The organism is Dielma fastidiosa (genome assembly GCF_003475485.1).
Classification (GTDB): domain Bacteria; phylum Bacillota_I; class Bacilli_A; order Erysipelotrichales; family Erysipelotrichaceae; genus Dielma; species Dielma fastidiosa.
Genome location: NZ_QRQL01000001.1, coordinates 439,748 through 457,407, shown reverse-complemented (window position 1 = coordinate 457,407; position 17,660 = coordinate 439,748). Strand labels below are relative to the sequence as shown.

Genomic DNA, 17,660 nt, shown 5'->3' with positions numbered 1-17,660 from the left:
TAGCTGCTAACAGGTTTAAAATACAATTATTCCAAAGGGAGGAATAGAAATGAAAAAGTTACTGCTTTCTGTAACACTGGCTTTAGGCATGGTTGTCAGCCTAGCCGGATGTTCCAACACAACAGGCAATGAAACGAAGGATAATACTTCGGTTTCAGGTGTGTTTACTGGTACTTCTACTGGTATGCAGGGTCCTGTTACGGTTGAAATGACAATCGAAGAAGGCAAGATTACCAAGGTTGAATTGACTGAATGTCATGAGACTGCTGGTCTTGCCGACGTTGCTCTTGAGCGTATTCCTGCACAGATCGTCGAGCATCAGACAACAACATTGGATACTGTGACAGGTGCTACACTGGCGAGCAACGCAATTATGCGGGCAGCGAATGAAGCTGCTAAAGCAGCTGGTTTAGATACTGATGCACTGGCTGCCAATGCATATCACGCACAAGCAGGTGAAGATGAAAAATGGAGTGCTGACGTTGTTGTTGTCGGCGGCGGCGGTGCCGGTTTAAGTGCAGCCATTTCGGCAGCACAGCAGGGCGCTAAGGTTATCCTTGTTGAAAAAAGCTCATTCTTGGGCGGTGACACAATGATGGCCGGCGGTGCTTTCAATGCGGTTGATACAGTTGCTCAAGGTGAACGTGTATTATCTGAAGCACAAAAGCACACAATGGATTCTTATCTTGAATTATCAGCAAGTGATGAAGCTCTGCATTTTGATCAGTTCCCAGAATGGGCTGAAGTATTAGCACAGCTGCAAAGTGATATCAATGATTTCTATGCAGCGAATGCAGGCAAGACAGCCGGTGTCGATATGCCTGGCTTTGACAGCATCTCATTACATATGTGGCATATTTATGTTGGCGGTCTGCGTCAGATGAATGACGGCACATGGATTGCTTCTGACATTGATTTAGCCCGCACATTAGCTGAAAGTGCTCTTGATTCTTATGACTGGGCAGGTTCTTTAGGTGTAGGTACTGCATCTCATGAGGGTGCCGGTGAAACACTGTATACCGTATTAGGCGCCATGTGGCCAAGAACGCATGCTTATACAGCCGGTGTTCCTTTGATTCAATTATTGAAGGATGCAGCTGAAGCTGAGGGTGTTACCATTTATACAGAAACTGAAGCAACTAAACTGCTGACTGATGAAAATGGCAAGGTAAACGGTATTGAAGCTGAAAAAGCGGACGGTACTAAGGTTACGATTGATGCTGCGAATGGTGTTGTACTTGCCAGCGGCGGTTATTGCGCAAATCCTAAGATGGTTAAAGAATATGATAATTATTGGGGTGATGATCTGACTGATCACACTTTGACTACTAATGTCGGCACCAATACTGGTGATGGTATTGTCATGGCGATGGAAATCGGCGCGGCTACGGTTGATTTAGGTGTATCTCAGCTGATGCCTTCATCTTCACCAATTAAGGGTACGATGACAGACGGTATCTGGGCTGATGCTTCAGAACAGATCTGGATTGACGGCAACGGCAAACGTTTTGTTAACGAATATGCGGAACGTGACGTTTTAGCTAAGGCTTCACTTGAATTAGATAACGGTATTTTCTATATCATTTATGCAGGCAGCGGCACACAGGAAGCGGATGGCTTATGCAAGGGTACATCACTGGATGCGGGTCTGTTTGGTACAACGGTTCAATCAATGGTTGACAATGGCCATGTATGGTATGGTTCTACTTTAGCTGAATTGGCTGAGGCTACGAAGAATGCAGCCGGCGGTGCAACGCCAGCATTCACTGAAGAACAGCTGCGTGAAGTAATTGAAACTTATAACAGTTATGTAGCAAATCAAAGTGATCCTGATTTCGGTAAGGAAGTATTAGCAGGGGCTATCGATCTTGAAACGATTGAAAATGATCCAAGTGTTGGTATCGTTATCTCTCCTCGTAAGGCATCTTTACATCATACAATGGGCGGTGTTGTAATCAATACAAGCGCTGAAGTATTAAATGAAGAAGGCAACGTCATCGAAGGCTTATGGGCTGCCGGTGAAGTTACAGGCGGCGTTCATGCGGGTAACCGTTTGGGCGGCAATGCAATTGCTGATATCTTCACATTTGGTCAGATTGCCGGTGAACATGCCGGTGCTGCAAAATAGCATATGAAATAAACCTCTCTGTCATGGAGAGGTTTTCTAATCCTTGACAGTTAAGCTGATTTAGCTTAATATTAAAGTTAAGTGACTGAGATTGAAAACTAATGCAAAAAAATGTTGACTTTAGTTATCAGCTCATGTATACTTAACAAGTAAAGATTACGTGGAAAGTAGAAGCACCCCTTCTCACCTGATGGCTGAAGTCATAGGTCAATGCGACGAACGATCAAAAGAGATCAATGTTGATAGCGGGTGCAGACTGTACCCGCTTTTCTTTTGTACACTAAAATGGAGGTGTCGGTTATTAATAAAAAAGTGATTCCCAATAATGTGAACGATGATTTAGTTAATGAGAAGATCAAATTTAAAGAAGTTCTGGTTATTGGCCCTGAAGGTGAACAACTTGGAATTAAACTACGTCGTGAAGCATTAGAAATAGCTTATGACAAGGAATTAGATTTGCTATGTGTTTCGCCTAATTCTGTTCCACCGGTTTGTAAGATTGTAAACTATGGTCGTTACCGTTTCGAACAACAGAAGAAGACTAAAGAAGCAAAGAAAAAACAGCATGTTACAGAGGTAAAACCTTTACGTCTGTCACCGGTTATTGACAAACATGACTTTGAAACCAAACTGCGTCAGGCACGCGGCTGGCTGGAAGACGGCATGAAGGTCAAGATTGACATGCGTTTCCGCGGCCGTCTAATTACGCGTCTAGAAGTTGGTAAAAAGATCATGGACAGCTTTGTAGAAGAATGTCAGGATATTGCCAATATCGAAAAGAAGCCATTGCTGGAAGGAAACACAATGTCAACCGTATTGGCACCGAAAAAGAAATAAATACTAGGAGGGTTATTGATATGCCAAAAATGAAAACACACAGAGGACTTGCAAAACGTGTAAAAATGACAGGTTCTGGTAAATTGAAAAGAAGTCATGCTTTTACATCTCACCGTTTCCACGGAAAAACTAAAAAGCAAAGACGTCAATTAGCTAAGTCAGGATTGATCAACAAGACTGATTACAAGCGCATTAAGTTAATGCTGATTAAATAAGGTAAATAGGAGGAATAAAAGATGGCAAGAGTTAAAGGCGGAATCGTATCACGCAACAGAAGAAAAAGAACATTAAAATTAGCTAAGGGCTATTTTGGTTCAAAACATTTATTATACAGAACTGCACATGAACAGGTAATGCGTTCACTGCGCTATGCATACAGAGACAGAAAACAATTGAAGCGTGAAATGCGTAAATTATGGATTGCACGTATCAATGCTGGTGCTCGTTTAAATGATATGAGCTATTCTACATTAATGCATGGTTTAAAAGTGGCTGGTATCACAATCAACCGTAAGATGCTTTCTGAAATCGCTATTCATGATCCTAAGGGATTCACAGCAATCTGCGACAAAGCTAAAAAAGCATTAGAAAAATAAATCCTTTAACCTCTGAGCAATCAGAGGTTTTTCTTTATGGCAAATGATAAATTTTATAACTGCATCAACCTTTTTAGCCAACTGTTTGAGAACGTGGTATAATATTTATAAAGAAGAGGTTCAAAACCATGAATGGAGGAAGATTTATGGACAAAAAGATCATTATTACGATTGCCAGAGAATATGGCAGCGGCGGCCGTGAGATTGGCAAAAAAATCGCCGATAAGCTTAAAATTCCTTTTTATGATAAAGAATTGATTACGATGGCAGCTAAAGAGAGCGGCTTCAAGCAAGAAATGTTTGAAAAGAATGATGAGCAGGTAGATTACAGCAATAATTATTTGACTGCCATCGGTTATGTGCTGGGTTCTCCGATAGCTGGTTTAACGGATATTTCAATGAATGATGAGCTGCATCAGATTCAGGCAAATGTAATCCGTCAGCTGGCAGAGAAGGGAAGCTGTGTGATTGTCGGCCGCTGTGCAAATTATGTGCTGCGCAATGATCCATCACTGGTATCCTTGTTTATTACCGGTAAAACGGAAGATAAGGTCTTAAGAGTTGTGAATGATTATCATACGGCGTCTTTGGAGGATGCGGAAAAGCTAATGGAAAAGACGGATAAACGCCGTGGCAATTATTATAATTATTATACGAATCAGGATTGGAAGGATGCCCAGCATTATGATTTATGTGTAAATAGTTCTGTGCTGGGAATTGATAAAACGGTGGATTTGATTTGTGAGTTCATTAATTTAAAAGCATAAAATAATGAGAACAGGCTGATTTAAAGGCCTGTTTCTTGCTTTATCAGGGTGTGTAAATCAACAATGTAAGCGGTTTACAAGAAAGTTTTTTCATAAATTTACTGAAAAGAGTTGACAAATGCTTCACTTCAGCATAAGATAGGAACATACAAAAAACGTATAGAGGCAGCGATGCATCAGAGTAATCAGCGGAGTCGGCGGACTGTGAAGCTGGTGAAAGGTAACCATCGCCGAAAGAGAGCTTTGGCAAAGGCTTGTCTTGGGGTTATAGGGAATACCTATAACACTCCTTCAGCAATGAAGAGGAGCTATTAGTACTCGATCGGTAATTAGAGTCGTGCTAATAGCGCGGCTTTTGTATTTTAGAAAGAGGGACAAAAACATGAAAAAATTATTAAGCGTATTTATGGCAGCCATGCTGCTGGCTGGCTGCAGCTCAACACCAGCAGACAACAATCAAGGTGATGCAAAGGATACCTTTACTGTAGGTATGGAATGTAACTATGCACCATTTAACTGGACAGATCCTCAGGCTAGTGATTTCAATGTCGCAATCAGCGACGGCGGTTATTGTGATGGTTATGATGTTCAGATTGCCAAAGCGGTAGCAGAGAGCTTAGGTAAAGAATTAGTCATTGCGAAGCTGGATTGGGATGCACTGGAACCATCATTAAATTCAGGTATTATCGATGCGATTATCGCCGGTATGACAGATACTGCGGAACGCCGTCAGAATGCTGATTTCACAGAACCTTATTATCAGTCACAGATGGTTATGGTTGTCTTGAAGGATGGCGCTTATGCGAATGCATCAACACTTGATGACTTTGCCGGTTCAACCATTCTTGGTCAGATGAATACAATGTATGATACAGTTATCGATCAAATCAAAGATGTTAAGCATGCGACACCGTTAGAATCATATCCATATATGATCATGTCATTATTAAATGGAGAGGTTGACGGTATTACTGCTGAAACACCGGTAGGACAAGGCGCTGTAGCGGCACATCCTGAGCTTGCGTTGGTTGAATTTGATGAAGGCAAGGGCTTCAATATTGATTTAAGTGATACAGCCGTATCTGTTGCCGTTAAAAAAGGGAATACTGAATTACTTGAAGGAATCCAAAAAGCATTAGATGGTATCAGTGAAGAAGATCGTTCATTGATGATGGAAGCAGCGACAACGCGTCAGCCTGCTAACGAATAAGATAGAAAGAGGACGGTACGAATATGAATTTGATAGAAGTTATATCAGTGACTAACCCAAATATGATCGCTGATGCCTGGAATGTATTTATCAAATATAAATCATTGCTTCTCATCGGTGTAAGAAATACACTGATCGTTGCGCTGATAGGTACGCTGGTGGGTTTGCTGATCGGGTTAGTGATTGGCGCCATTCGTGCCGTAACCCAGAATAAAGAGGCAAGTGATTCTGCCTTTATAAGGATTATTAAAAAAATTGGTTATCTGATTACCAGTATTTATGTATCCATCTTCCGAGGTACACCGATGATGGTACAGGCAATGTTTTTGTTTTATGCGCTGAAACCGATTTTGAACTGGAATCCGATCAGCGCGGCTTGTGTGATTATTTCAATCAATACCGGTGCGTATATGGCGGAAATTATCCGTTCAGGTATTCAGTCAGTAGACCGCGGACAAAGTGAAGCCGCCCGTTCAATCGGTATGACATCGATTCAGACGATGCGTTATGTTATTCTGCCGCAGGCCATTAAGAACGCATTCCCGTCAATCGGCAATGAGTTTATCGTTAATATTAAGGACAGCAGTGTTCTGTCAGTAATCGGTTTCTCAGAGTTATTCTGGCAGGCAAAAAGTATTGCCGGTTCAACGTTCTCAACAAGTGAACCATTCTTAGTTGTTGCGGTAATGTATTTTATTCTGACTTACGCGACAGCGATGCTTCTGAATTATTTTGAAGGCCGTATTAATCATACTAAATCAAGCTTCCCAGCTTCTCAGACTGTGGAAGATTCAACATACTAGGAGGTTGTCAAATGGAGAATATTATTGAAGTCAATCATTTACGCAAAAGCTTTGGCAGCCTTGAGGTATTAAAGGATATTAACTTTAATGTTGAAAAGGGCGAGGTAGTTACCGTCATCGGTTCTTCTGGTTCCGGTAAATCAACAATGCTGCGCTGCATCAATCTGCTTGAAACACCGGACAGCGGTGAAATCCTGGTAAATGGCGTCAATGTCATGGAGGGAGATATCAATAAGCACCGCAGTGAGGTGGGAATGGTTTTCCAATCCTTTAATCTATTCAATAATTATACTGTGCTTGATAACTGTGTGCTCGGCCAGACTAAGGTTTTGAAGCGTTCGCATAAGGAAGCGGTTGACAAGGCACATCAGTATCTGAAAAAGGTCGGCATGGATGAATTCGCGGATAAACCTAGTACCTTATTGTCTGGCGGTCAGAAGCAGCGTGTCGCGATTGCCCGTGCTTTATGCATGGATTGTGTGGTACTGCTGTTTGATGAACCGACCAGTGCGCTGGACCCGGTAACCGTCGGTGAGGTGCTTGATGTTATGAAGCAGCTGGCTGATGAGGGCTTGACTATGGTTGTGGTTACTCATGAAATGGGTTTTGCCAGAGATGTCAGTGACCGCGTCGTGTTCATGGAAAACGGTGTTATCGTAGAAGAAGGCAAGCCTGAGGATATCTTCACGGCGCCTAAGAGTGAAAGCCTGCAGCGTTTTCTCGGCCGCTTTATTAATCAAAATTAAGATGCTCCGGCATCTTTTTTTTCAATGGAAAGCGTGCTAGAATGGATGAAGATAGTTGGAGGAGCTTATGAAAATGGAAGTAAACAGAGATTTGATTGTCGATATTACAAGAGATTTTATTAATACGCCTTCACCGGTGAGCTATTATGATGAAATTCATCAGCTGCTTGAAAAAAACGCGGCACGATTTGGCTGTGAGGTCAGCTATGACCGCAAACGGACGGCTTACATCACCTTAGCAGGTGAGGATGATTCAAAATGTGTTTGTGTCGGCGCGCATTTGGATACGCTGGGCATGATGGTACGTCAGATTAATCGTGATGGAACGATTATGACCAGAGCCTTAGGCGGCGTCAGCTATGCCAGCTTGGAGGGCGAGAGTGTCATTGTCCATACCTGCAATGGTCAAAAATACAGCGGCTTGATGATGTGCAAATCACATTCCGTTCATGTCTTTGATGATGCCCGTACTGTTGAACGTGATGAAAACAGCATGATGGTCATTCTCGATGAAGAGGTAAGCAGTGATGAGGAAGTCTATGCGTTAGGCATTGAGCATGGTGATGTCATATCAGTAGAACCGCGTTTTCAGCTGAGTGCTTCAGGCTATATTAAAAGCCGCTACATTGATGACAAAGCCGCGGTCGGAGTGGTATTCGGCATGCTGGATTATCTTAAGCAGCATCAATTAAAACCTAAGTATAAGACCTTATTGGCATTTCCTATTTATGAGGAAATCAACCATGGCGGTGCTTATGTGCCTGCGGAAGTCAGTGAATATGTAGCTATTGATATCGGTTTGATTGGCCCGGATTATCATGGCAGCGAACATAAAGTTTCTATTTGTGCCAAGGATGCTTTTTCACCGTATGACCGCGGTTTAACAACTAGAATTATCGAACAGGCCAAAAAGGTTGAAGCCGATTATTGTGTTGATATTTTTTACCGCTATGGCACTGATGCGAATGCGGCAATCCGTGCCGGCAATAATCTGTATGCGGCTGCGTTTGGCATGGGCTGTCTTTGTTCCCATGGGATGGAGCGCACCCACATAAAAGCTCTTGAGGAAACTACAAAATTATTGATTGCTTATGTATTAGATTTATAGAAAAAGAAGGATCGCATCCAAAGGACAGCACCCATAAGGAAGTAATTTAGTAACCGCAGGGCGGCATAGTCAAAAGCTATGTCGTTCTGCTTTTTCTCTGCCTTTCAATGGTCTGCTTATCCTCGTCTGTTCCAGTTCTCCGATAAAGTTCCAGACAATTTCTATCCACTGTCTGCGGTGTCCGGTGGACTTGTCCGGCGCATAGACTATGATTTTCTTCACAAACTTATTGACGATAGTAGGCGCTAATTCCCGTATTCCCACTTACTTGCGGTAAACAGAAGAGAAGCTGTCAAAATCCGTCTTGTCCATCTGAACAAAATGTTAAAATAGTTTTCCACTGTTTTCTGTACCCCATTGACACATACTTTCCATAATTGGGAGCAAAGAACGACCTTTATTAGAAAGACTGTATTCAACCTTAGGTGGAATTTGCGGATACTCTTTTCGGATAATAAGACCATCTGCTTCCATTGCTTTTAATTCCGTACTTAAAGTTTTGAATGTGATTGTCCCGATTTTTCGTTGCAATTCATTGAAGCGAATTGCTTCATATTCAACAAGCCAGTAAAGAATGACCAATCTCCATTTTCCGCCAATCATGGATAGGGTATAGCCAAATGGTGTATCAGTTAAAGACTCTATTCTCTTTTCAAATTTTTCCATGCTCATAGTAGATACTTTCCTTTACGATAGTATATGTCAAAAAAGTGCGTACTTTTCTTTTTGACACTTTATATATAAAATAACATAAAGAGATAAATCAAACAAGAGGCGCGAACTTTTATGAAGAAAAAAATTTTGATTATTTTGGGTGGCGGACGTTCAAATGGAAATACGGTACAGTTAGCTAAAGCATTTATGAGAGGAGCCACAGAAGCCGGGCATCATGTGCAATTTATATCATTGAATAATATAAATGTGAATGGTTGTTTAGGCTGTAAAGCTTGCCGCTATGAAAAGCCTTGTGTACAAAAAGACGATTTTAATTCTCTTATTCCAAAGATAAAAACAGCAGACTTAATTGTATTTGCTTCACCCTTATATTTCTGGACTATATCATCAAAAATCAAAGCATTCATTGAACGCTTTTACTGCATAGCAAAGCAGGATGAAAATCCACCTTTGGGGCGGTATGAAAAATACCCGATACACGATTGTGCTTTGCTTATGACTTCTGCTGATAACTTTTTTTGGACGTTTGAGCAGGCTGTTTCTTACTACAAATTTACGTTGATAAATTATATTGGTTTTCAGGACAAGGGTATGCTGCTTGCTGGTGGCTGTGGTAATACAAATGGTAAACCGCAGATACATTCAACAAATTATTTAAGAGAAGCGTTTGAATTTGGAAAAAGAATATATGAAGATGAAGAAATGTACAGAAATAAAGGAGAAGAAGATGAAGAAAGTGAAAATAACTATTTTGAAAACTATGTTAAATGTTGAACTTGCAAAAGAATATGGTGTTGATGGTCTGACCGTCTGCCCTATGATGAAGGAAGGGCAGGTTTTCTTTGCTGACTATGCGAAGCCAGAAGGGTTTTGCGATGAAGCATGGAAAGCTATTTATCAGTATGTTTTTGCTCTGGCACATGGAATGGGAAAAGAGTTATTTTACTACGGCGACTGGATAAAAAAACCCGGTGTCGCCATTTGTAGCTGTAATGACGGATTGCGACCAGTTATTATGAAACTTGAAGCTACTGAAGATGAAGCGGAAATCAATTACACACCAGTTAGATAGAAAAATCAAACAACAACAAAACCGTTACTCTGACGGAAAACGATTGTTGTGATGTTAAGCGGCGGCTTTCATAAATCACAATCAAAGCCGCCGTTTTCCTTTTCAAAATGAAAATACGGAGAGTGTATTAAAGCTGCCCATTTTTAAGGATTTGGCAGTATTAAATGCTTAAAAGCATTGGAGGTATCGATATGTCCTTTTTCTATATATCGAACACTATGAAATCATCAAAAAAAGCCTGTCTAATTCAACGGGATATTATGACTATAAAGATGAACACACATATCATGTAGTATGTTTTAATAATTCGTATTACTCAGCGCCTATACAGTTTTCTATCGTATGGGCGCTTGTTGTAATAGCCCCCTACTGGGAAGAAAGGGGGTGAGAAAAATGAGTTATTCCGAAGAATACAGGGAACATATTGAGTACGCCTTTGCAGCCTTTTGTAAAATCGTTCTCCGTAACGCCGCCATGTCTGCCTATCGGGATATTGGCAGAAAATGGAAGCACGAAATCTCTCTTGATTATCTCATGGACGAACAATATTATAACCCGTCTACGACAGATAGCTACTTTGAAGAATCGATAAAACTAACACAACCGACGGAATTTGTAGTGTGTGGAGAGATAATTGAAATTGAAGATGAACGATTAGCAAAAGTGTTTTCCACTTTGCCGAAACTGCGACAGGAAGTTTTGGTACTGTATTTCTTCTTGCGATATACGGATAGGAAAATCGGAGAAGTGTATGGAAGAAGCCGTACAACAGTAAACTACTGGAAGTTAGCCGCATTGAAGCAGCTAAGAAAAGAATGGGAGAGATTGGAGCATGAGGAACGAAAAGCTGATACCTTTTGAAGTGCTTGAAAAAGCGGTTGCCAAAGAGCCGGAAGCTATACACTTTGTCTTGTGCCATTACAGAGGATACATAAAATATCGGTCTGTATTTCAAGGGCATTTTAACGCCGATATACAAGACAGATTAGAAGCACAGCTAATTAAGGCAATCTTTCAGTTTCGCTTCGACAGGTAGGAAATAGCAAAGCCAAAGAAAACCGTCAAGGATAAAATATACGCTTCGCGTCCTTGACGGTTTTCTCTGTCTTTGTTGTTAGGCAACTAAGAGGGGGCAATCGGATAAACTGCTTGCCCCCTCTGTAAATTATCCTATATGTGAAAACGGAATGTCTGTATTTTCCTTTCCTTTCGCTTCCGTTCCGTGAGTTTTGTTATTAGGGGAAGAATTATTGGAAAGGAATATTTGTAATTCTTTAATCTTTATTTTATATATCTTTATTTAATTGCATTGGATTTTCCAACGTTGGAAAATTTAATATAGGTAGATTTAATATCGGACAATTTGACGCTTTTATAAAACGACTGAATTTCGGGTAAGAATGTTACGCAGTAGAGGGCAAAATCCCCTTGATTTATGCGGTTTTCAGATCATGAAAATTATATAGCCGATATTTTATACTTAAACCCTCAAAAATGGCGTTCTACTGCGTAACAAAAAGCAGAGAGCCGACCACTTATGAAAGTGATTTACTCTCTGCTTTGTTGCACCTGTTTGTCGGCCGTTAGATTAGTACGTTTTTAAAACTTCCTTATCAGCATTCATCCAATTTTGCGGTCCTTTATGATTTGTTAGCTATCAGCGCGCGCAAGGCTTGATATTTATCCTTGGCAATATCCAGGTAAACTTGTTCATGACGGGATTCAGCCATCATCATAGCCCAAGTACACCAAAGAACATCTTCAAAAATTTCCCATTCTTTCAGCTGATTTAAAAGCAGAATATCAGGAGCAGCGTTAAAGTAAGCGAGATAAAATCGCTGCCGCAGCTCTTCATCAAAAATTTGATTTTCACTGAGAAATGAAATGACATCAAAAAGCGGATCATTCATGGCCGCGTATTCATAATCAATCAGATATAGCCGATCTTTTGAAAATAAGAGATTGCCGCTGACCAAATCGTTGTGACAAAGCACCTGATGCTGATTCTGACTGGCAATCTCACGCATCCTTGCCTCATAACAAGTTAAATCATAGATTGGTTTCTGCACGTGAGCTTTATATTGCAGATAGCGCTCATATGGATCGAAGGCATAAGGGCAATGTAAGTCTGCCTGATGGAATTTTCTGAGCAGCCGGCCGACCTGTTCAATTTTATCCTGGGCGGTGCAAGGCTCATATTCCTGACAGTCAGGGATAAATTCTGTAATCTTGATGCCGCTTTTTTCATCGTAATAAATAGTAGGTACGTCAAAGTCCAGATTTTGAATGGCTCGTAATGCGGCTGTTTCGTGGCTTCGGCTGACTACCTGTTCGTTATCGGCACGGGGAACTCGGACAATATAAGCCTGATTTTTTGTTTCAGCATAGTAATTATGGTTGGTCAATCCTTTTTCATATCGTTCAAAGCGAACTAATTCACCAAGGATCTGTTCAATCGTATTTTTAACTTTCATAAAATCACCTGTACCAATGATAGCATATTTGACTGAATTTTAGTATAATAGGGCGTAGAGAATTGAAGAAGGTGAAGGTATGAAGGTCGTGCTGACTACTTTAAATGCAAAATATATCCATAAGAATTTAGCTCTGCGCTGGCTTTATGTAACCTCGCCGATCAAAGAGCAGGTTGTATTAAAAGAATTTACCATCAAGGATGCTCATGAAAAGGTGCTTGACTGGCTGATTGCACAAAAGGCGGATGTTTACTGCTTTAGCTGTTATATTTGGAATATTAAGCAAACCCAGCTTTTGATCAAGGATTTGAAGCGGCAGCATCCATGTACGGTTTTAGTCGGTGGCCCTGAGGTGACTTTTGAATCAGAGGCTCTGCTTCAGGAGGGGATTGATGCCATTAGTATCGGTGAGGGAGAATTGAGTGTTTGGGAGTATATTCAATCCATCATCGATCAAAATCCGCATCCTATATTAGGGATAAATACATTGGCTTATCCTGATACGACGTATGCTTACAGTGATCTGACGTTTAATGAAGCGTGTGAGAGTCCTTATTTTCTTCCTTTTGATGAAGCGGATATGGATAAACGTTATTTATATTTTGAAACCAGCCGCGGCTGTCCGTATGGCTGTGAATACTGTCTCAGCTCAACGGATAAGCGGGTGCGTCAGTTTTCAGAGGCTTATATCTTTAAAGAACTCGCGAAGATCAGTCAAAGCAAGGTACGTCAGGTAAAGTTTCTTGACCGTACCTTTAATACAGATCCTAAACGGGCATTGCGGATTGCCCGCTACATCAATGAACATTGTACCGGGCAAATTTTTCAGTTTGAGGTGGTAGCGGAAACCCTGAGTGAGGAGCTGCTTGATTTCTTCATCAATGAGGCAGACAAAAGCCGTTTCCGCTTTGAGGTAGGTGTTCAGTCATTTAATGGCAATACATTAAAAGCGGTAGGCAGAATTCAGAATAATGAACGGTTAAAGGAAGTCATTCACCGCATGCGTGAGGCAGGTCTTATTCTTCATGTAGACTTAATTGCGGGTCTGCCTTATGAGGGCTTAGCTTCGTTTAATGCTTCTTTTAATGAATTGTTCTCCTTAAAAGCGAGTGAGCTTCAATTAGGAATCTTAAAGCTGCTTAAGGGAACCAGCCTGAAACGAAAAGCTGAATTCTATGATTTTGATTATGACAGCGATCCGCCTTATGAGATCTTATCGACGAAGTGGCTCAGCAAAGAAGAACTTTGCAGTATTAACCATACAGCCTTGGCGGTTGAGAAATTTTGGAACAGCGGTAAATGCCGCAGGGCCATCGATACTTTCTTAAAGCTAAAGCTAAGGGAGAACGCGTTCAGCTTATTTATGGCTTTAGGTCAGCGTTTAGCTGAATACGAACGGCGCTATCATGACCATGATTTGTTTCTGATTCTGAAACAGGAACTGAGTGATTGTGATGAAAGACTTGTAGAGGCTGTCTTAATGAATGATTATATGCGTTTGTTTAAACAAAAGCCAAAACGATGGAATACATATCGTGTTGATCACGAAACGATGAAGCATTGTTTTCAGCTGCTGATTGATGCTCATGAGAGCAGTCAGAATGAGCTATACCATTATGGCTGTGTGGAGTATGCGTATTCAGAGGGAATCTGTTACCAAGTATGTGTTTATAATGCCAGTCAGACTTATCCAAAACGCTGGCTGATTAAAGAAAAGGAAAGGATTGAGAAAATATGAAAGAAATATTAATTGCCACAAGCAATCTGCATAAAGTTGAGGAATTTAAGAAAATGTTAGAACCGTTAGGCTATACGATTAAAAGCTGTCTGGATCTTGATGAACCAGTAGAAATCGATGAAACCGGAACGACATTTGAGGAGAATTCTTTGATTAAGGCACGGACGCTTCATGAGATGTTTCATACCGCGGTTATGGCTGATGATTCTGGCTTAGCGGTTGACGCGATGGATGGGGCACCTGGTGTATACAGCGCGCGTTTTATGGGGCATGATACGAGCTATACGGTAAAAAACAATGCAATCATTGAGGCGGTTAAAGGAAAGCCGCGCGGGGCACAGTTTGTCTGCGCGATTGCTTATGTTGAGGAAGATGGCACTGAGCATGTGTTTAAAGGTGTAGTTGAGGGTGAAATCGCAGAGACAATTATCGGTGAGCATGGCTTTGGCTATGATCCGATTTTCTACTATCCGCCTTATGGCACCACCTTGGCAAATGTGAGTGATGAAATGAAAAATGCCGTATCACACCGCGGCCGCGCATTGAAACAATGTGTGGAATATCTTGAAGGAGGCAGATAAGATGATTCATGTAGTTTTATATGAGCCGGAAATTCCTCAGAATACCGGTAATATGATGCGTACATGCATGGCAGCCGGCTGTAAGCTGCATCTGATTGAGCCTTTAGGCTTTTCACTTGATGAACAGCATTTGCGCCGTGCCGGCATGGATTACATCAGTGAATTAGATTATGAAATTCATAAATCATGGGATGATTTTGTCAGTAAAAATCCTGCTGAGCATTATTATTATCTGACCCGCTATGGCAAGAAGGCACCGTCACAGTTTGATTTTACTGAATGCAAGGGTGATCTGTATTTTATCTTAGGGAAGGAAAGCACCGGTATTCCTAAATCCATTTTAAGCAAGGATCTGGATCATTGCATGCGTTTGCCGATGAAGGCCAGCGCCCGTTCGCTGAATCTGTCCAACTGCGCGGCAATCATTGTCTATGAAGCGCTGCGGCAGCTTGATTATCCAGGCCTGAGCCGGGTTGAAGTAATTAAAGGTGAAGATTGGATCTATGAATAGGATTGATGCCTTTTTAAATACCCGCGCTAAACGCAGCTGTCTGTTTTCGCTTATCCTTTATGGTCTTTTATGTTTTATTACAGCGCTGCATCTTTATTTGGGAATGGTAGTCATTAAAGCGGCAACCTATGAACAAATCGTATCGTTATTGAATATGAAAATTGTTCAGCTGGCTTTTTTAGGAAGAATGGTGCTTAGCTTTATCTCAACAACATCGATTTCACTCTTGCCGCTGCTGTCAACCTTCTTTCGTTCATTATATTTATATGAAATTTTATTCTTTTTATTTTCGATGATTGTTATTTTCAGTCATGCTAAAACACGGCTTGAAAAGAGTCTGAAAAAGATGACTTGTCTGAATTTGTGTGTCTTTTTGCTGATTTGTGTGCTGTTTGCGATTGCGGCGATGATGGCGATGAAGTCCGGTTCCTTATTTTCCGGTTTCTCATTAATTCACTTATTTGGTTATGGTTTAATTGCCGCTAATGGTCTCTTATTGATTCTGGATGGCTATGCATTTTGTCAGATTCTGCTGATTGATTATCCTCAGGCGATGGCTTATGATGTCATCGAGGAAATCCAGTGAATACCCTGAAACGGGCGGCAATCGGCTTGTTTTGTCTGCTTCTTTTAGTTGGCAGCATCATACTCGCGGTATGGATCGTGCGTCCGCAGTGGCTGCAGCTAAAGCCGGATGAAAAGGTTGAAGCGGATCACGAACCGGAACCGGAACCAATCAAGCCTGTTGAACCCAGTGAACCGGTGATTGTGAAAACCCGGGCTGAGGAACTGCTTTCAGAAATGAGTCTGGAAGATAAAATCGGTCAGATCTTTTTTATCCGCTGTCCGCTTGATGAGGAGCTTGAATCCGTGATGGAATTGCAGCCCGGTGGTGTGATTTTGTTTGGCCGAGATTTAAATGGCAAAACCAGTCAGGAAGTGATCGATAAGAATGCGCTGCTGCAGTCTATGAGCAAGCTGCCTTTACTGATCGGTGTTGATGAGGAGGGCGGTATTGTTAATCGTGTCTCCTGGAATCCAGCTTTAGTGCCGACGCCGTTTCCAAGCCCGCAGGCATTATATAATGAAGGCGGTCTGGCCGAGGTCAGTCAAGACGCCAAAACTAAGAGCAGCTACTTGCTGGCGCTTGGCATCAATGTAAATCTGGCGCCGGTAGCCGATGTGACTGATAATCCTGAGGATTATATGTATCCGCGAACGGTTGGCTTAGATGGTGAGGGAACAGCCGCTTATGTGGCGGCAGTGGTTGATGCGATGAATGAGATGCAAATCGGTTCCTGTCTGAAGCATTTTCCCGGCTATGGCAGCAATATCGATACTCATGAAGATATTGCCGTTGATGAACGGGCAAAGGAAGTTTTTTATAATCAGGATTTTATTCCCTTTAAAGCGGGTATAGACCATCAGGCGCCAGCCATCTTAGTCGCTCATAATATTGTCACCTGTTTTGATGAGCTGCCGGCTTCCTTATCGCCGACGATCCATGAATTATTGCGCAATGAACTCAATTTTCAAGGTGTTATCATGAGCGATGACTTATCGATGCAGGCAATCCGTAAGTTTACCGATGAGCAGGAACCAAGTGTTGAGGCATTTCTGGCGGGCAATGATTTACTCATCATCACTGATTTTAAAGCTGGGGCAGCGGCAATGAAGCAGGCAGTTGATGAGGGCAAGGTCAGTGAGGAGCGCTTAAATGAATCAGTGCTGCGTATTTTAAACTGGAAGCTGTCATTAAATTTGATGGATTAAAAAAAGTCACAGTGAATATTCACCATGACTTTTTTTCAATGTTTGAACTCTATTAATTAGAATTCTTTTAAGTTAGATAAGTTAGTTGACTCATCGCCGTCGTTGATACCACGGATATGACGAGCGCCATCACGGCCAGTAAATGGCAGAGCGTTTTCAATCATTCCGTTTTCAACAGCTTCCAGTGCTTGTTCGTAATCGTATACTTTACCAGTATTTGATTTAAATTCCTTTAAAGTACCATCAGGGTTACGACGTGCAGCTACAAACTTTTCTTGCTTAGAGCTTTCTTTAGAAGATTTTTTCATTTTTTTTACCTCCTGATGTTATTGTAGACAAAGCTAAAATCATTATCCAAAATTGATGTTGAGAAATTTTGGAAAATTTATTAATGTATAGAATTAGTGAATTGCTGCATTATTTAGGATAGCCATTGTGTACTTCGTTTGAATTTTAACTGCTTTTATCGTATAATATCAAAAGAGGTGATTTGATGATTGAAAATATTAATGACTTATTGTCGATCTTATGTCTGCTTGGACTGATCGGCGGCATTGCTTTTATATCCATCAATCATCTGCTTCAGAAAAGGCTTAAAAAGAAAAGAACACTGGCAGGTAAGTTTTACCGCGAATGGTAGA

Annotated in this window: 23 protein-coding genes, 1 riboswitch and 1 other annotated feature; of the genes, 19 read left to right on the top strand and 4 right to left on the bottom strand. The window is 41.3% G+C overall.

Annotated features, from left to right (window positions below; genetic code table 11):
• Nucleotides 1–49: 49 nt before the first annotated feature.
• From DWZ33_RS02405 to DWZ33_RS02365, 9 genes are all read left to right on the top strand, one after another.
• On the top strand, nt 50–2,128 hold the full coding sequence (locus DWZ33_RS02405; RefSeq protein ID WP_118453639.1) for an FAD-dependent oxidoreductase: 2,079 nt from the start codon (nt 50–52) through the stop codon (nt 2,126–2,128).
• 159 nt (nt 2,129–2,287) lie between these two features.
• Nucleotides 2,288–2,408 (top strand) — a sequence feature (ribosomal protein L20 leader region).
• 5 nt (nt 2,409–2,413) lie between these two features.
• Nucleotides 2,414–2,965, top strand: a complete 552-nt coding sequence (gene infC / locus DWZ33_RS02400; RefSeq protein WP_022937482.1) for a translation initiation factor IF-3 — start codon at nt 2,414–2,416, stop codon at nt 2,963–2,965.
• Nucleotides 2,966–2,985: 20 nt separating this feature from the next.
• A complete protein-coding gene (rpmI, locus tag DWZ33_RS02395; protein ID WP_022937483.1) occupies nt 2,986–3,180 on the top strand; it encodes a 50S ribosomal protein L35 in 195 nt (64 codons plus the stop codon).
• 21 nt (nt 3,181–3,201) lie between these two features.
• Nucleotides 3,202–3,561 (top strand): 50S ribosomal protein L20, encoded by a 360-nt coding sequence (rplT, locus tag DWZ33_RS02390; protein ID WP_022937484.1) that lies wholly within the window; start codon nt 3,202–3,204, stop codon nt 3,559–3,561.
• 146 nt (nt 3,562–3,707) lie between these two features.
• Nucleotides 3,708–4,328 carry a cytidylate kinase-like family protein gene (locus tag DWZ33_RS02385; protein ID WP_118453638.1) on the top strand — a complete coding sequence of 207 codons (621 nt, stop codon included), beginning with the start codon at nt 3,708–3,710 and terminating at the stop codon, nt 4,326–4,328.
• Nucleotides 4,329–4,480: 152 nt separating this feature from the next.
• Nucleotides 4,481–4,647, top strand: a riboswitch (Lysine riboswitch).
• Nucleotides 4,648–4,710: 63 nt separating this feature from the next.
• Entirely contained in the window at nt 4,711–5,538 is an 828-nt protein-coding gene (locus DWZ33_RS02380; RefSeq protein WP_022937486.1) for a transporter substrate-binding domain-containing protein, read from the top strand.
• 23 nt (nt 5,539–5,561) lie between these two features.
• Nucleotides 5,562–6,341 carry an amino acid ABC transporter permease gene (locus DWZ33_RS02375; protein WP_244925835.1) on the top strand — a complete coding sequence of 260 codons (780 nt, stop codon included), beginning with the start codon at nt 5,562–5,564 and terminating at the stop codon, nt 6,339–6,341.
• An 11-nt stretch (nt 6,342–6,352) separates the two neighbouring features.
• Nucleotides 6,353–7,087: an amino acid ABC transporter ATP-binding protein gene (locus tag DWZ33_RS02370; RefSeq protein WP_022937488.1), complete on the top strand. Its 735-nt coding sequence runs from the start codon at nt 6,353–6,355 to the stop codon at nt 7,085–7,087.
• 73 nt (nt 7,088–7,160) lie between these two features.
• Nucleotides 7,161–8,195 carry a M42 family metallopeptidase gene (locus DWZ33_RS02365; protein ID WP_118453944.1) on the top strand — a complete coding sequence of 345 codons (1,035 nt, stop codon included), beginning with the start codon at nt 7,161–7,163 and terminating at the stop codon, nt 8,193–8,195.
• Between the two features lie 69 nt (nt 8,196–8,264).
• On the opposite strand, the gene DWZ33_RS18105 is transcribed toward DWZ33_RS02365, so the two are convergent.
• Nucleotides 8,265–8,459 carry a DUF4368 domain-containing protein gene (locus DWZ33_RS18105; protein WP_205408105.1) on the bottom strand — a complete coding sequence of 65 codons (195 nt, stop codon included), beginning with the start codon at nt 8,457–8,459 and terminating at the stop codon, nt 8,265–8,267.
• A 60-nt stretch (nt 8,460–8,519) separates the two neighbouring features.
• Nucleotides 8,520–8,861 carry a winged helix-turn-helix transcriptional regulator gene (locus DWZ33_RS02355; RefSeq protein ID WP_244925834.1) on the bottom strand — a complete coding sequence of 114 codons (342 nt, stop codon included), beginning with the start codon at nt 8,859–8,861 and terminating at the stop codon, nt 8,520–8,522.
• 120 nt (nt 8,862–8,981) lie between these two features.
• Between DWZ33_RS02355 and DWZ33_RS02350 the strand changes: the two genes are divergently transcribed.
• The 4 genes from DWZ33_RS02350 to DWZ33_RS02335 all read left to right on the top strand — a co-directional run bounded on the left by DWZ33_RS02350 (nt 8,982) and on the right by DWZ33_RS02335 (nt 10,978).
• The gene (locus DWZ33_RS02350; protein ID WP_118453637.1) at nt 8,982–9,644 is read left to right on the top strand and encodes a flavodoxin family protein; all 663 of its coding nucleotides are present in this window, start codon (nt 8,982–8,984) and stop codon (nt 9,642–9,644) included.
• Nucleotides 9,598–9,942, top strand: a complete 345-nt coding sequence (locus DWZ33_RS02345; RefSeq protein WP_118453636.1) for a TIGR04076 family protein — start codon at nt 9,598–9,600, stop codon at nt 9,940–9,942. Before DWZ33_RS02350 ends, DWZ33_RS02345 begins: the two co-directional genes overlap by 47 nt.
• Before the next feature lie 393 nt (nt 9,943–10,335).
• Entirely contained in the window at nt 10,336–10,803 is a 468-nt protein-coding gene (locus DWZ33_RS02340) for an RNA polymerase sigma factor (protein WP_022937493.1), read from the top strand.
• Complete coding sequence (locus DWZ33_RS02335; protein ID WP_022937494.1) at nt 10,775–10,978, top strand: helix-turn-helix domain-containing protein; 204 nt, start codon at nt 10,775–10,777, stop codon at nt 10,976–10,978. The genes DWZ33_RS02340 and DWZ33_RS02335 overlap by 29 nt, the downstream gene beginning before the upstream one ends.
• 604 nt (nt 10,979–11,582) lie before the next feature.
• Here DWZ33_RS02335 and DWZ33_RS02330 read toward each other — a convergent pair.
• Nucleotides 11,583–12,416, bottom strand: coding sequence for a phosphotransferase (locus DWZ33_RS02330; RefSeq protein ID WP_118453635.1), 834 nt, complete (start codon nt 12,414–12,416; stop codon nt 11,583–11,585).
• Nucleotides 12,417–12,495: 79 nt separating this feature from the next.
• On the opposite strand from DWZ33_RS02330, the gene DWZ33_RS02325 reads away from it, so the two are divergent.
• The 5 genes from DWZ33_RS02325 to DWZ33_RS02305 are packed head-to-tail and all read left to right on the top strand — an operon-like array spanning nt 12,496 to nt 17,019.
• The gene (locus DWZ33_RS02325) at nt 12,496–14,154 is read left to right on the top strand and encodes a B12-binding domain-containing radical SAM protein (protein WP_118453634.1); all 1,659 of its coding nucleotides are present in this window, start codon (nt 12,496–12,498) and stop codon (nt 14,152–14,154) included.
• Nucleotides 14,151–14,735, top strand: coding sequence for an RdgB/HAM1 family non-canonical purine NTP pyrophosphatase (gene rdgB / locus DWZ33_RS02320; RefSeq protein ID WP_022937497.1), 585 nt, complete (start codon nt 14,151–14,153; stop codon nt 14,733–14,735). The genes DWZ33_RS02325 and rdgB overlap by 4 nt, the downstream gene beginning before the upstream one ends.
• 1 nt (nt 14,736) lies before the next feature.
• Entirely contained in the window at nt 14,737–15,246 is a 510-nt protein-coding gene (locus DWZ33_RS02315; protein ID WP_022937498.1) for a tRNA (cytidine(34)-2'-O)-methyltransferase, read from the top strand.
• Nucleotides 15,239–15,832, top strand: a complete 594-nt coding sequence (locus DWZ33_RS02310; RefSeq protein ID WP_118453633.1) for a hypothetical protein — start codon at nt 15,239–15,241, stop codon at nt 15,830–15,832. The genes DWZ33_RS02315 and DWZ33_RS02310 overlap by 8 nt, the downstream gene beginning before the upstream one ends.
• Nucleotides 15,829–17,019 (top strand): glycoside hydrolase family 3 protein, encoded by a 1,191-nt coding sequence (locus tag DWZ33_RS02305; RefSeq protein WP_118453632.1) that lies wholly within the window; start codon nt 15,829–15,831, stop codon nt 17,017–17,019. The genes DWZ33_RS02310 and DWZ33_RS02305 overlap by 4 nt, the downstream gene beginning before the upstream one ends.
• Before the next feature lie 56 nt (nt 17,020–17,075).
• Here DWZ33_RS02305 and DWZ33_RS02300 read toward each other — a convergent pair whose 3' ends face one another.
• Nucleotides 17,076–17,327, bottom strand: coding sequence for a DUF3892 domain-containing protein (locus DWZ33_RS02300; protein ID WP_022937501.1), 252 nt, complete (start codon nt 17,325–17,327; stop codon nt 17,076–17,078).
• A 185-nt stretch (nt 17,328–17,512) separates the two neighbouring features.
• Here DWZ33_RS02300 and DWZ33_RS17925 point away from each other — a divergent pair, with 185 nt between their 5' ends.
• Entirely contained in the window at nt 17,513–17,659 is a 147-nt protein-coding gene (locus DWZ33_RS17925; RefSeq protein WP_022937502.1) for a hypothetical protein, read from the top strand.
• Nucleotide 17,660: the final 1 nt, after the last annotated feature.

Coding starts and splice junctions, on each gene's coding strand:
- DWZ33_RS02405 (WP_118453639.1), top strand. CDS start 50: ATGAAAAAGTTACTGCTTTCTGTAACACTGGCTTTAGGCATGGTTGTC.
- infC (WP_022937482.1), top strand. CDS start 2,414: ATGGAGGTGTCGGTTATTAATAAAAAAGTGATTCCCAATAATGTGAAC.
- rpmI (WP_022937483.1), top strand. CDS start 2,986: ATGCCAAAAATGAAAACACACAGAGGACTTGCAAAACGTGTAAAAATG.
- rplT (WP_022937484.1), top strand. CDS start 3,202: ATGGCAAGAGTTAAAGGCGGAATCGTATCACGCAACAGAAGAAAAAGA.
- DWZ33_RS02385 (WP_118453638.1), top strand. CDS start 3,708: ATGGACAAAAAGATCATTATTACGATTGCCAGAGAATATGGCAGCGGC.
- DWZ33_RS02380 (WP_022937486.1), top strand. CDS start 4,711: ATGAAAAAATTATTAAGCGTATTTATGGCAGCCATGCTGCTGGCTGGC.
- DWZ33_RS02375 (WP_244925835.1), top strand. CDS start 5,562: ATGAATTTGATAGAAGTTATATCAGTGACTAACCCAAATATGATCGCT.
- DWZ33_RS02370 (WP_022937488.1), top strand. CDS start 6,353: ATGGAGAATATTATTGAAGTCAATCATTTACGCAAAAGCTTTGGCAGC.
- DWZ33_RS02365 (WP_118453944.1), top strand. CDS start 7,161: ATGGAAGTAAACAGAGATTTGATTGTCGATATTACAAGAGATTTTATT.
- DWZ33_RS02355 (WP_244925834.1), bottom strand. CDS start 8,861: ATGGAAAAATTTGAAAAGAGAATAGAGTCTTTAACTGATACACCATTT.
- DWZ33_RS02350 (WP_118453637.1), top strand. CDS start 8,982: ATGAAGAAAAAAATTTTGATTATTTTGGGTGGCGGACGTTCAAATGGA.
- DWZ33_RS02345 (WP_118453636.1), top strand. CDS start 9,598: ATGAAGAAAGTGAAAATAACTATTTTGAAAACTATGTTAAATGTTGAA.
- DWZ33_RS02340 (WP_022937493.1), top strand. CDS start 10,336: ATGAGTTATTCCGAAGAATACAGGGAACATATTGAGTACGCCTTTGCA.
- DWZ33_RS02335 (WP_022937494.1), top strand. CDS start 10,775: ATGAGGAACGAAAAGCTGATACCTTTTGAAGTGCTTGAAAAAGCGGTT.
- DWZ33_RS02330 (WP_118453635.1), bottom strand. CDS start 12,416: ATGAAAGTTAAAAATACGATTGAACAGATCCTTGGTGAATTAGTTCGC.
- DWZ33_RS02325 (WP_118453634.1), top strand. CDS start 12,496: ATGAAGGTCGTGCTGACTACTTTAAATGCAAAATATATCCATAAGAAT.
- rdgB (WP_022937497.1), top strand. CDS start 14,151: ATGAAAGAAATATTAATTGCCACAAGCAATCTGCATAAAGTTGAGGAA.
- DWZ33_RS02315 (WP_022937498.1), top strand. CDS start 14,737: ATGATTCATGTAGTTTTATATGAGCCGGAAATTCCTCAGAATACCGGT.
- DWZ33_RS02310 (WP_118453633.1), top strand. CDS start 15,239: ATGAATAGGATTGATGCCTTTTTAAATACCCGCGCTAAACGCAGCTGT.
- DWZ33_RS02300 (WP_022937501.1), bottom strand. CDS start 17,327: ATGAAAAAATCTTCTAAAGAAAGCTCTAAGCAAGAAAAGTTTGTAGCT.
- DWZ33_RS17925 (WP_022937502.1), top strand. CDS start 17,513: ATGATTGAAAATATTAATGACTTATTGTCGATCTTATGTCTGCTTGGA.